This is a genomic window from Pseudomonas sp. GW822-FHT03F04 (genome assembly GCF_058801405.1).
In genome coordinates this window covers 637,009-649,647 of sequence record NZ_JBXANF010000001.1, presented here as the reverse complement: position 1 = coordinate 649,647, position 12,639 = coordinate 637,009, and the positions used below count along the sequence as shown (strand labels likewise).

Annotated in this window: 11 protein-coding genes; 3 read left to right on the top strand and 8 right to left on the bottom strand. The window is 62.1% G+C overall.

Features of this window, described 5'->3' with window-relative positions; genetic code table 11:
• Positions 1-12 precede the first annotated feature (12 nt).
• Together AC1RMX_RS03045 and AC1RMX_RS03040 are read right to left on the bottom strand one after the other, a co-directional pair.
• Positions 13-702 (bottom strand): ABC transporter permease, encoded by a 690-nt coding sequence (locus AC1RMX_RS03045; protein ID WP_096817045.1) that lies wholly within the window; start codon positions 700-702, stop codon positions 13-15.
• A gap of 89 nt (positions 703-791) precedes the next feature.
• The gene (locus tag AC1RMX_RS03040) at positions 792-1,568 is read right to left on the bottom strand and encodes an ABC transporter substrate-binding protein (RefSeq protein WP_493070384.1); all 777 of its coding nucleotides are present in this window, start codon (positions 1,566-1,568) and stop codon (positions 792-794) included.
• A gap of 228 nt (positions 1,569-1,796) precedes the next feature.
• Between AC1RMX_RS03040 and AC1RMX_RS03035 the strand changes: the two genes are divergently transcribed.
• From AC1RMX_RS03035 to AC1RMX_RS03025, 3 genes are all read left to right on the top strand, one after another.
• Positions 1,797-2,723 carry a LysR family transcriptional regulator gene (locus tag AC1RMX_RS03035; RefSeq protein WP_102622633.1) on the top strand — a complete coding sequence of 309 codons (927 nt, stop codon included), beginning with the start codon at positions 1,797-1,799 and terminating at the stop codon, positions 2,721-2,723.
• Positions 2,724-2,827: 104 nt separating this feature from the next.
• Positions 2,828-3,454 (top strand): glutathione S-transferase family protein, encoded by a 627-nt coding sequence (locus tag AC1RMX_RS03030; protein ID WP_096817050.1) that lies wholly within the window; start codon positions 2,828-2,830, stop codon positions 3,452-3,454.
• Positions 3,455-3,499: 45 nt separating this feature from the next.
• A complete protein-coding gene (locus tag AC1RMX_RS03025) occupies positions 3,500-5,530 on the top strand; it encodes a 2Fe-2S iron-sulfur cluster-binding protein (RefSeq protein ID WP_493070382.1) in 2,031 nt (676 codons plus the stop codon).
• A gap of 4 nt (positions 5,531-5,534) precedes the next feature.
• Here AC1RMX_RS03025 and AC1RMX_RS03020 read toward each other — a convergent pair whose 3' ends face one another.
• Genes AC1RMX_RS03020 through AC1RMX_RS02995 form a run of 6 tightly spaced genes read right to left on the bottom strand, consistent with a single transcriptional unit; the run spans position 5,535 to position 12,637 of the window.
• Positions 5,535-6,665, bottom strand: a complete 1,131-nt coding sequence (locus AC1RMX_RS03020; RefSeq protein ID WP_096817053.1) for a glycosyltransferase family 4 protein — start codon at positions 6,663-6,665, stop codon at positions 5,535-5,537.
• A complete protein-coding gene (locus AC1RMX_RS03015) occupies positions 6,666-7,796 on the bottom strand; it encodes a glycosyltransferase family 4 protein (protein ID WP_493070379.1) in 1,131 nt (376 codons plus the stop codon).
• Complete coding sequence (locus AC1RMX_RS03010) at positions 7,780-9,147, bottom strand: glycosyltransferase family 4 protein (protein WP_493070377.1); 1,368 nt, start codon at positions 9,145-9,147, stop codon at positions 7,780-7,782. Before AC1RMX_RS03010 ends, AC1RMX_RS03015 begins: the two co-directional genes overlap by 17 nt.
• Positions 9,144-10,397, bottom strand: coding sequence for an ABC transporter ATP-binding protein (locus AC1RMX_RS03005; protein ID WP_493070375.1), 1,254 nt, complete (start codon positions 10,395-10,397; stop codon positions 9,144-9,146). Before AC1RMX_RS03005 ends, AC1RMX_RS03010 begins: the two co-directional genes overlap by 4 nt.
• Positions 10,397-11,194 (bottom strand): ABC transporter permease, encoded by a 798-nt coding sequence (locus tag AC1RMX_RS03000; RefSeq protein WP_493070373.1) that lies wholly within the window; start codon positions 11,192-11,194, stop codon positions 10,397-10,399. Before AC1RMX_RS03000 ends, AC1RMX_RS03005 begins: the two co-directional genes overlap by 1 nt.
• Positions 11,195-12,637, bottom strand: coding sequence for a mannose-1-phosphate guanylyltransferase/mannose-6-phosphate isomerase (locus AC1RMX_RS02995; protein WP_493070371.1), 1,443 nt, complete (start codon positions 12,635-12,637; stop codon positions 11,195-11,197).
• Positions 12,638-12,639 lie beyond the last annotated feature (2 nt).

The following is a 12,639-nucleotide window of genomic DNA, read 5'->3' as shown; positions in this document are numbered from 1 at the left end:
GGCAGGTTCTCCTCACAACTCGGCGGCTTTGATGCCGACCGAATAGTGTTTTTCCAGAGCACGCAGCACCAGCAGCGACACGCTGGTGAGCATCAGGTACAGCGCCGCCACCGCGATGAAAAACGTGAACGGCTCGTGGGTGGCGTCGGCGGCGTTCTTGGCCTTGAACATCATGTCCTGCAGGCCGATGACCGAAATCAGCGCGGTGGATTTGGTCAGCACCAGCCAGTTGTTGGTGAACCCCGGGATGGCGAAGCGAATCATCTGCGGCACCAGAATCCGCCAGAACACTTGCGTGCCGCGCATGCCATAGGCCGCACCGGCTTCCGCCTGACCTTTGGGGATGGCCATGAAGGCACCGCGAAAGGTTTCCGAGAGATAGGCGCCAAAAATGAAGCCCATGGTGCAGACGCCAGCGATGAAGGGATTGATGTCGATGTAGCGGGTGTAACCGCACGCCAGGGCGATGCGGTTCACCAGATCCTGGCCGCCATAGAAAATCAGCAGGATCAGCACCAGATCGGGAATGCCGCGAATCAGGGTCGTGTAGCCTTCCCCGAGCATGGCCAGCCATTTGAGTGGCGACAGGCGAAACGCCGCGCCGATCAGGCCCAGGGCAATGGCCAGCGACATGGAGGTCAGGGCCAGGTTGATGGTCAGCCAGGCACCATCGAGAATGCTCGATCCGTAGCCGTGGAGCATGATGAAGTTCCTCAAGCGTGCGCCCGAAGGCGCGCAAGACAAGCCCGAAGGGCGCCCGCAGCGGGCTGGCGCCGGGCGGAGACGACGGTTTATTCGCCGTAGATATCGAAGGCGAAATACTTGCCCATCACTTGCTGGTATTTGCCGTTGGCGCGGATGGCGTCGATCGCCGCGTTCAGGCGCGCCGTGTTGGCGACGTCACCTTTGCGCACCGCGATCCCGGCACCACGGCCGAAGTATTTCGGGTCGTTGATGTCCGGCCCGGTCAGGGCGAAACCTTGTCCGGCCGGTGTCTTGATGAAGCTTTCGTCGGTGTTGACGATGTCGGCGAGGGTGGCGTCCAGGCGACCCGAGGCAAGGTCGAGGAAGGCTTCGTTCTGCGAGCCGTAGCGCACCACGACGACGCCGGCTTTTTCCAGTTGCTCGGTGGCAAACCGGTCATAGGTCGATGAGCGTTGCACGCCGAGTTTCTTGCCCTTGAGGTCCACCAGCGGGTCGTTGATCACGCTGCCGGCCTTCATCGCGAACTTGCCCGGCGTGTGGTAGTACTTTTTGCTGAAGTCGACCGACTTCATCCGGTCTTCGGTGATCGACATCGACGACAGCACGGCGTCGATCTTGCGCACCTTGAGCGACGGAATCATGCCATCGAACTCCTGAATGACCCACTCGCACTTGACCTTCATCTCTTCGCACAAGGCGTTGCCGATGTCGTAGTCGAACCCGCTGACACTGCCTTCTGGCGTTTTGTAGGAAAAGGGTGGGTAGGCGGCTTCGATACCGATACGCAGGCTGTCTTCATCGGCATGGGCCATGAAGCTGAATGCGCACAGCGCCAGAGCACCTAGAAGTTCTGTCTTGTTCATTTTGTCGACTCCTGGGAGGGCGTTAGGAAAACAGGTGCCCGCCATCCGGGTGGCGCGCTGGATCATTCCTGTGATCGGCGAGGTTATAAATGACACGAAATAAATCATTCATCAATACAGCTGAAAATAAAAATATCAATTCTGGATCGACGGTCGTTCGGCCATGCCCGTTGAAGATCGGGGACTGCCTATAATGCGAGGCGGTTTTTCATCCACTTCGGGGACACCATGGATCGTTTCCAGGAAATGCAGGTTTTCGCGGCCGTTGCTCAGGAGCAGGGCTTTTCCGCGGCGGCGCGGCGCTTGGGTCTGTCGGCGGCCAGCATCACCCGGGCGGTGGCGGCGCTGGAGCAGCGGATCGGTACGCAATTGCTGATTCGCACCACCCGCAGCGTGCATCTGAGCGAGGCGGGCCAGCGTTACCTGGAAGACTGTCGGAGGATTCTTGCCGAGGTGCAGGAAGCGGAAGACTCCGCCGCCGGCAGCCACACCCAGCCCCGTGGGCAATTGACGGTGACCGCGCCAGTGCTGTTCGGCGAGTTGTTTGTCACACCGGTGATGGCGGGTTATCTGACGCAGTACCCGGACGTTTCCATCAACGCCTTGCTGCTGGATCGCGTGGTGAGCATGGTCGAGGAAGGGGTCGATGTGGCGATCCGCATCGGTGATTTGCCGGACAGCAATCAGCATGCGATCCGGGTCGGTGAGGTGCGCCGGGTGATTTGCGGCTCGCCTGGGTATTTTGCCGTTCACGGTCGGCCAACCCATCCACAGGCGTTGGCGGGCGCGCCGGTGGTGGCGACTTCAGCCATCGGCCAACTGCGCAGCTGGCCATTTCTGGAGGACGGTGAACCCTTGAGCGTCAGGCCCGAGCCTCGGCTGGTGGTCACCGCGAATCAGGCCGCGATTGCGGCCGCTTGCCTGGGACTTGGATTGACTCGGGTGCTGTCTTATCAGGTTGCCGGCAAGATCGCCTCCGGTGAGCTGGAAATCGTTCTCGCCGAGTACGAGTTGCCGCCGCTGCCAATCCATGTGGTGTATCAGGGCGGGCGCAAGGCGCCGGCCCGGGTGCGCAGTTTTGTCGATTACACCGTGAACGCCTTGCGTGAGCATCCGGCCCTGAAAAACGCGGCGTTATTTCATCCAGAGAAATAATGGATTGCGTTTGCTGGTGATTCTGTTGTTTTCGCGATAGGTGGAAGATGACTGCCACGGCCGCCGACCCTCCTGAGCGGCACCTAAGCCCTGCGGAGTCGACCATGCAAGCGATCAAACTCTACAACTTCCCGCGTTCCGGCCACGCCCACCGGGTCGAGCTGATGCTGTCCCTGTTGCAACTGCCGACCGAACTGATCTTTGTCGATCTGGCCAAGGGCGAGCACAAACAACCTGATTACCTGGCGATCAACAGCTTCGGGCAAGTGCCGGCCATTGATGACAACGGCGTGGTGCTGGCCGATTCCAATGCGATTCTGGTGTATCTGGCGCAGAAGTACGGCAACGGTCGTTGGCTGCCGAGCGACCCGGTCGGCGCGGCGCGCGTCCAGCGTTGGCTGTCGGCAGCGGCCGGACCGATTGCCTTTGGTCCGGCGGCGGCGCGGCTGGTTACGGTGTTCGGGGCGAAACTCAACGCCGATGAAGCGATCACCCGTGCGCACAACCTGCTGAAGGTGATGGATCTGGAACTGGGCAAGACCCCGTATCTGGTCGGAAACGAGCCGACCATCGCCGACGTCTCGGCCTACAGCTACATCGCCCATGCGCCGGAAGGCAATGTGTCGCTGGACGACTATGCCAACGTGCGCGCCTGGCTGGTGCGGGTTGAAGCATTGCCCGGTTTCATCGGCATGCCACGTACCGTCGCCGGTCTGCAAACCAGCGCCTGAGGTTCACCATCCAGACTGCGCCGCTGGCGTGGGGGAGAGGTCGTCATGGAACGTTCACCCTGGCACGCCGGCGAGCGACAACTGCAAGCGCAGGTCGGCGTTGCCGAGCGCATGGAGGAATTCGGTCGTAAGGTGATTCGCACCTGGATGCCGGATCAGCACCGTCAGTTCTATCAGCAATTACCCTTCATGCTGTTCGGCGCGGTGGATGCCGATGGCCGTCCGTGGGCCAGTGTGCTGGAGGGCGAGCCGGGTTTCGCGCACTCTCCCGAACCGACGCAATTGCACTTCGACAGTCTGCCCGCCGTTGATGACCCGGCGCAGTTACAGGCCGGTGCGGCCATCGGCCTGCTCGGCATCGAGTTGCATACCCGTCGGCGCAATCGCCTCAACGGCCACATTGGCAACCTGGGTACGAGCGGCTTCGACTTGACGGTCGATCAGTCCTTCGGCAACTGCCCGCAGTACATTCAGTTGCGCCAGTTCCAGCGAGTGCCGCTGGCAGACCCGCAAACCCGGCGTGCCGAGCATTTCGATGGGCTCGATGACGCGGCGGTCGCGCTGATCGAAACAGCCGACACCTTCTTCGTCGCCAGTTACGTCGATGTCGACGGCGAGCGCTCGGTGGATGTTTCCCACCGTGGCGGCCAGGCCGGTTTCGTGCGAGTGGAGGGCAATCGCCTGACCATCCCGGATTTTGCCGGCAACCTGCACTTCAACACCCTCGGCAACCTGCTGCTCAATCCCCGGGCTGGCTTGCTGTTCATCGACTTTTCCACAGGCGACCTGTTACAGCTCAGCGGCCGCACCGAGGTCATTCTCGACGGGCCGCAGATCGCAGCCTTCCAGGGCGCCGAGCGGTTGTGGACGTTCGAGGTGGAAAAAGCGGTGCGGCGTCCGGGCGCGTTGGCCCTGCGCTGGCGCTTCGACGGCATGTCGCCGACCAGTCTGCTGACCGGCACCTGGGCTCAGGCCGACGCACGTTTGCAGGCCCAGGCCCTGGGAGACAGCTGGCGGCCGCTGCGGGTGGCGCGGATTGAAGCGCAGAGCCAGCACATTCGTTCGTTCTACCTAGAACCCGTGGATGGGGCCGGTTTGCCGGTGTTTCAGGCCGGGCAACATCTGCCGCTGCGCTTCAAACTCGATGGCGAGGTGTTCATCCGCACTTACAGTCTGTCGGGTGCGCCGTCGGATGATTTCTTCCGGATCAGCGTAAAGCGTGAAGGGCGGATATCGACGCATCTGCACGATCAGGTGCGCGTCGGTGATGTACTGGAGGCGCGCTCGCCCCAAGGGCATTTCACCGTGGCGCCGCTGGAGCGTCGGCCCTTGGTGCTGCTGGCGGCCGGGGTCGGGATCACGCCGTTGCTGTCGATGCTGCGTGAGGTGGTGTATCAGGGCCTGCGCACCCGACGGATTCGTCCGACCTGGCTGATCCAGAGTTCTCGCAGTCTTGCCGACCAACCGTTTCGCGCGGAGCTGGACCGCTTGCTGGAGGACGCCGGCGATGCGGTGCGGGTGTTGCGCCTGCTCAGCCAGCCGGAGCCCGATCTGGTGGAAGGCGAGGATTACGACCTGCACGGGCGCATCGACGGCTCATTGCTGAGGAACCTGCTGGACGTCGAGGACTTCGATCAGATCGACTTTGTGCTCTGCGGCCCCGGCGGTTTTACCCAAGGCCTTTACGACAGCCTGCGTGAACTGGACGTGCGCGATGACCAGATTCACGCCGAAACCTTTGGCCCCTCGACCCTCAAGCGGCAGGCCGATCCGGACGCCATCGTGATCGAACAATTGCCGGCCGCCACCACCTCGGTGCCGGTGGTCTTCGAGCGTTCGGCCAAGGAAGCGCGGTGGCAGCCCGATGGCGGCAGCCTGCTGGAGCTGGCGGAAAGTCGTGGCTTGCGCCCCGAGTTCAGCTGTCGGGGTGGTTCGTGCGGCACCTGCAAGACGCGGCTGATCAGCGGTGCGGTGAATTATCCACAGCCCCCGGCCGAAGTGCCGGAGGAAGGACAAGTGCTGATCTGCTGTGCGGTGCCGGCGCAAAGTGCCCAGCCGCTGGTGCTGGATCTGTAGAGGATCAGGCGTAGGACAGCGCCTTTTCCTCCAGCAATTCCTGATACAGCGCCGTCCACTTGCGACCCATTTCGTCGGCTGTGAATAACTGCCGGTAACGGGCTTCAGCCTTGACGCCCATTTCGGCGGCGCGAGTCGGGTTTTCCCACAGGGTGCGCATCGCTTCGCGAAACGCCTGTGGATGACTTGGCGGCACGACCAGTCCGGTTTCGTTGTGGATATTGATGTAGCTGGTGCCGGTGCCGATCTCGCTGGAGATCATCGGCTTGCCGTACATCGCGCCTTCCAGCAGTGAAATGCCGAACGCTTCCGAGCGCAGGTGCGACGGGAAGACAATGGCGTAGCTCAATTGCAGCAGGGCGACCTTGTCTTCATCGCTCAGGCGTCCGAGGAAGTGGATATTGCGCAGCCCCAGCGCAGCGGCCTGGGCGTGCAGTTCCTGCTCCAGCGGGCCGGCACCGACGATCACCACCGGGTAGTCCACGTCTTTCAAGGCATCGAGCAGGATGTGCAGGCCCTTGTAGTAGCGCATCACCCCGACGAACAGGAAAAACTTATCCCCAAGCTGCTGGCGCCAGCGGTTCATGCGCTCGACGTCGGGTTGTGGATAACCGGCCTTGTTCAAGCCGTAGGGGATGACGCGGGTCTTGTCCTGGAACTGCTGCAACACATCGCTGGTGTGCAGGTAGTTCGGCGAGGCCGCGACAATCCGGTCGGCGCTGGCGAGGAAACGGTTCATCAGCGGACGATAGAGTTTGAGCAGGTTCTTCTGGCGAATGATGTCCGAGTGGTAGGTCACCACGCTCGGTTTGTTCACGCCGCTGGCGAAATGCACCAGGTCCATGAACGGCCACGGGAAGTGGTAGTTGATCACGTCGGCTTCGGCGGCCAGTTCGCGAAACTGTTTGAACACGCTCCAGGAAAACCCGGTGGAAGCGAACTGGATATCGAGCCTGGCCCGATGCACTTCGTGCTGGCCCAGTTGCAGCACCGCCGGCTCGGGATTGGCGCTGAGGGTCAGCACCTGGCCTTCGATACCATGCTGGGCACCGCTTTCGCAGAGCTGGAAGATCACTTGCTCGATGCCGCCGACCGAGTCAGGCAGGTACGTCTTGAAAAAATGAAGAACTCGCATTCAACCTCCCAAAGCCTGGCGGTAGGCGCCGGCCGTGGCCTGCGCGCAACGCTTCCAGGAAAAAAGCCGTGCCTGCTGCAATCCGGCTTCTCGGCATGCCTGCCAATGCACTTGATCGTCGATCAGGCGGCTCAGCGCATCGCGCAAGCCTTCTGCATCGTCAGCTTCAATATAGTTGCCGGCAGCACCCGCGACTTCCGGCATCGCCGAGGATCGGGTGACCACCACGGGCGTGCCACTGGCCATCGCTTCCAGCACCGGCAGGCCAAAACCTTCATACAACGAGGGAAAAACCAGCGCCCGGGCGCCGGCCAGCAATTGCGCCACCTGCTCATCCGGCAAGTAGCCGAGCAGGCACACATGACCGCTGGCCAGGGCCTGACGCAATTCGTCACTGAACTGCTCACGCTGCCAGCCGGCCATGCCGACGATCAACAGCGGGAAGCGCTGGCGCACGGCTTCGGGCAATAGCGCGTGAGCGCGCAGGGCCAGGCTCAGGTTCTTGCGCGGCTCCAGGGTGCCGACACACAGGAAATACTCCCGCGCCTCCACGGCATGGGCCTTGAGTACGGCGTCGATGGCTTGCGGCTCGCGCGGATGAAAGCGCTCGGCGACACCCAGGGGCGCCACCACGAAGCGTTCGGCGGGCAGTCCGAAATAGTCTTGGGCTTCGTCGGCGATGGCTTGCGAGTCGGTCAGAATCACCCGCGCCTGCCGGATGCCGTCGGCCAGCCGCCGCTCGATTTCCTTGAGTCGTGCCTGCGGCTGGGTGTCCGGGAAATGCAGGTGCGTCAGGTCGTGCAGGGTGATCACGGTCGGGCCGTCGAAGGCCAGCGGCCACAGGCTCGGTTCGTGGTAAAGGTCGATGTCGGGCGTGCGGCCCTGATCGAAGCGTTTCTGCTCCAGCCAGCGGCGGGCCTGATAGGCGCCGGGGATCTTGCGCAGCATCGGGGTCAGGCGCGAGTAACCGGGCATTGCCGCTTCCGGCAACTGCGAACTCCAGCCCCAGCCGTGGAACAGCGCCACGTCGATATCGGTTTGCGCGTGCAAGGCGTTCACCAGCTCGACGACGTAGTGGCCGATCCCGGTGCGTGGTGCCTGGAGAATCCGCGCGTTAAGGGCTATGCGCATGGGACCTCGCTTGCGCCGCAGGCGCTTGCAGCACATGGCGTGCGGTGCGTTCGGCCAGTTGCTGACTGGCTTCGCGCCAGCCGATCCATTGCCAGTCGGCCACATTGCGGGCAGCGGGGAATTGGCCGCTGCGCTCGAAGGCGATCACCAGGTCGGCGAGGCATTGCGGGTCCTGCAAATCGAAATAGGCCATGAACTCGCCGCCGATCTCACGGAACACCGCGATATCGCTGCCCATCGCCGGCAATCCGCGCTGCATGGCTTCCACCAGCGGCAGGCCGAAGCCTTCGACGAACGACGGGAACACCAATGCGCTGGAATGGGCATACGCGTGTTCCAGGCTGGTGTCGCTCAGGTCGTTGAACATGAACAGGCGCCGGTTCAGTTCGCCGTGGTTGCGCACCCGGGCGAGCAGGGCGTCGCACTTCCAGCCGATGCGTCCGGCGATGCACAGCCGAGCATTCGAACCGGCCGCCCAGGCACGTTCGAAAGCATCCAGCAGATAGTCGTGGTTCTTGCGCGGCTCGATGGTGCTGACCATTAGGAACATCGGCTCCGGTGTGGCGAACAGACGTTCCAGGCGCGGCTCGACGGCGGCCTCGACGCTCTGCAGATCCAGCTCCGACCCGAGGTGGAAATAGTCGAACCAGCGTTTTTCGACCTGTGCCGAACCGAGGCGGCGCTGCACTTCCTCATGAACCTGATCGCGCACCGTGGCGGAAATCGCCAGATAGCCATCGGCGGTGCGGGTAATCCAGTCGAACCATTCGCTGAAAACCTGCACCAGCCGCGTGTCGTAAAACTGCGGGTGGGTCAGGGGAATCAAGTCGTAGATCACTGCAACGATGCCCACGCCTTCGCGTTTGAGCCGTTCGGCATGCAGGAAAAAGTCCGAGTGCCAGGACGAATCCAGCAACACCAGGTGATCGCCCGGCCGGTGTTGCAAAGGCTCGCAGCGCTGGGGCAACTGAAAGCGGTTGACCTGCTCGACCAGCCGCAACGGAATGCCGAACAGGCCGAACGACGCCAGGCGATAGCTGACGTATAGCGCACGTCGTGTCAGTTGGGTCCGGCAACGACTGTCGAGGCGCTGATGCAGTTGCCAGAAACGATGGGCCAGCCGCTCCAGGCGCTCGCCAAACGTGACGACGGCGTTGAGCAGCGGCGAATCCAGTGGCGCCAGACGTGTCACGCGGTACAGCTTGCCCTTGAGCAAGACCACCGGCACGCACTCGACACCTTCGGCGCTCGGCGGCAATTGCTTGATGACGTTGCGCACCACCCGCTGAATCCCAGAATTGATTTTCGGGTGCCGGAACACGTGGGTGCATTCGACCAGCAACCGGGTCATGGCGCGCGCTCTGTCAGAGCAGCACCGGCATTGCGGGTTATCGAGGCCTTGGCGTTGAGCCACGAGCCACCGACAAAATCCTCCTGGCGGCCGTTGATCACATGAAACACCAGGCCATAGTCACGCCACTCGAAGTTTCGATCCAGATGGGAGTCCAGGCGCGAAAGACTCAGCGATACCGAGTAATTGCCCTTGCCCAGTCCCATCACGAAGGCAAAGCGATAGGTGAAGCGCTCTCCGGCGTGCAGGTCCGTCAGTGCCTTGTCGAGGCGATGGGTATTGATGCCATACATCATCATGCCCAGGCGATCCTTGATCAGGAAGCCGAGCACCAGTCGTTCAATGTCGCTGCGTACTTCGACCTGCACTTCCAGCACCACCGGCTGACCGACCTCGACAGCATCGATGGAACGCTCCTGTTCATCCAGCAGGCGCACCCCGAGAATGACGGCCTCACCGGTGCCGGACACGGTCCGCACTTCGCCGCCGGTGAGTTTTTCCTGACGCACGACCTGGCCTTCGCGTTCGGCCATCACGGCGTTGTAATAATCGAGTACCACTTCCGGCTTGTCGTACATGGCCATGTGGCCGTCCTTGAGCAGGATGGCCGAGTCGCAGATCGACTGGATCGCAAAGCGGTCGTGGGACACGATCAGCAATGTGGTGCCCGCCTTGCGGAAGCTGCGAATGCGGTCGAAGCTTTTGTGCTGGAAGTAGGAGTCACCCACCGACAGGGCTTCGTCGACGATCAGGATATCCGGTCGCCGTGCGGTGGCGACGCTGAAGGCCAGGCGCATCTGCATGCCGCTGGAATAGGTGCGGACGGGATGGTCGATGGCCTCGCCGATTTCTGCGAAATGTTCGATGTCGGGCATCAATGCTTCGATTTCGTCGACCTGCATGCCCAGCAGCTGCCCGGCCATGATCGCATTCTGGCGGCCGGTAAAGTCCGGGTGAAACCCCATGCCCAACTCCAGCAATGCGGCGACGCGACCTTCAGTCTCGATCTTGCCGCAGGTGGGTTGGGTGGTGCCGGTGATCATCTTCAGCAACGTGCTTTTACCCGCACCGTTGGCGCCGACGATGCCCACCGCCTCACCGGGGGCGATTTCGAAAGCGACATCCTGCAACACCCAATGCTGGCTGTGGCGCTGCGGGGAAAACGGGATCAGCCATTCCGCCAGGCGACTCCAGCGTGTCGGATACTGTTTGTAAGCCTTGCCCAGGCCGGTTACGCGGATATGCCCCATCAGAGTTCATCCACCATTTCACCGACGCGCCTGCGAAACAGGCGCAGGCCGATCAGGCACATCACCAGCGAGGCAATGAACACTGGCAGCAGGGAGTTCCAGACGGGCCACTGCCCGTACAGGAACAGGTTCTGATAGCTGCCGATCAGGTTGGTCAACGGGTTGAGTTGCAGCAGGCGCTGGACCCACTCCGGGAGGATGCTCATCGGGTACACGATCGGCGTCAGCCAGAACCAGAACTGCAGGCAGATGGCGAAGAGCTGGCCGACATCGCGAAAGAACACGTTCAATACGCCGAGGACCATGCCCAGTCCTGCGCAGAACATCATCTGCAGCGCAATCAGGGGGATCAGCGCCAGCAGTGCCATGCCCGGCCAGCGCCCGGTGATCAGCAGAAACCCGAGGAACAGGCCGATGATGATGGCAAAGTTGATCGCCGCGTTGCAGAGCACAATCACCGGCAGGCAGATTCTGGGGAAGCTGATTTTCTTCAGCAGGTTGGCGTTGTCCAGAAACATATTCTGGCTTCGCAGGGTGATTTCGGAAAACAGCCCCCATGCCAGCAGACCGGCGCAGAGGTAAATGCTGTAGGCCATGCTGTCATCCACGCCCGGCAAGCGAGCGCGCATGATGTGGGAAAAGATCACGGTGTAAACGATGATCATCGACAGCGGATTGAACACGGGCCACAAGGCCCCCAGCAGTGAATTGCGATACCGCGATTGAAACTCTCGCTGCACGCTGCCGAGAATGAACCCTCGATAGTCATGCAGCGAGCGGTACAGGGAAAACAGCATTTAAACCGTCCTGCCGTATTGGTCTTCGAAGCGGACGATGTCGTCCTCTCCCAGGTATTCGCCACTTTGCACTTCGATGATCACCAGATCGATCACACCGGGGTTTTCCAGACGATGCTTGTGCCCGGCGGCGATGAACGTCGATTCGTTCTTCGCCACCAGCGTGGTGCCACTGCCGTTGTTGGTGACCTTGGCCATGCCTTCGACCACCACCCAGTGTTCGTTGCGGTGATGGTGCATCTGCAACGACAACTTGCCGCCAGGCTTGACCACGATGCGCTTGATCTTGAAGCGCGGGCCTTCCTCGAGCACGGTGTAGGTGCCCCACGGACGGCTGACCGTGCGATGCAGGCGATAGGCTTCGTGGGACTTGTCCTTGAGCTGCTTGGCCACCCGCCGAACGTCCTGCGCACGGTCGGCGTGGGCCACCAGCACGGCGTCGGCGGTGTCGATGACGATCAGGTCTTCCACACCCACGGCGGCCACCAACCGGCCTTCGCTTTGAACGAAATTGTTGCGGCTGTCGATGAAGATCGCTTCGCCGCTGGCGCGGTTGTTGTCGGCATCGGCCGGCACCAGCGCCGCGACGGCGCCCCAGGAACCGATATCGCTCCAGTCGAAACTGGCGGGTACGACCACGACTTTTTCCGAGCGCTCCATCAACGCGTAGTCGATGGAAATGTCAGTGATCTCGGCGAACAGCGCCGGTGACAGTTCCTGTTGCAGGTAACCGGTGGTCTCCAGCGGCTCGCTCGCCGCCATGCAGGTGCGGGTCTGTTCGAGCAGTTCCGGAGCGTGCAGTTGCAGTTCGGCGATCAGCGTTGCAATGGAGAAACAGAACATCCCCGAGTTCCACAGGAAATTGCCGCTTTCCAGGTAGTGGGTGGCGGTTTGCAGATCGGGTTTTTCCACGAAACGCTGCACTTTGGCCGCGCCCCTGGCATCCAGCGGCGCACCGGTCTCGATGTAGCCGAAGCCGGTTTCCGGGGCGGTCGGCACCACGCCGAAGGTCACCAGATAACCGTCCTTCGCCAGATTGACCGCGTGTTCGACCGCACTCTTGAGCGCGTCCTCGTTGACGATCAAGTGGTCGGCGGGCATCACCACCATGATCGCCTCGTCGCCGTGCAGGGCTTGTAGTGCCAGCGCCGCAGCCGCGATGGCCGGGGCGGTGTTGCGCCCGGAGGGCTCAAGCAAAAAGTGCCCGCGATGCCGGGACAGGCGCGCGGCCTGATAGTGATCCTTGCTCTGGAAGTAGTACTCGCGGTTGGTCACCGTGACGATGTCGCCCCAGCCGTCCAGCAGACCGGCGGCACGCCGATAGGTCTTGCCCAGCAGCGACTGGCCGTCGGGCAGGGTCATGAACGGTTTCGGGTGGCCCTCGCGGGACACCGGCCACAAACGGGTACCGGCACCGCCGGACAGAATCACGGGGATCAGCATGG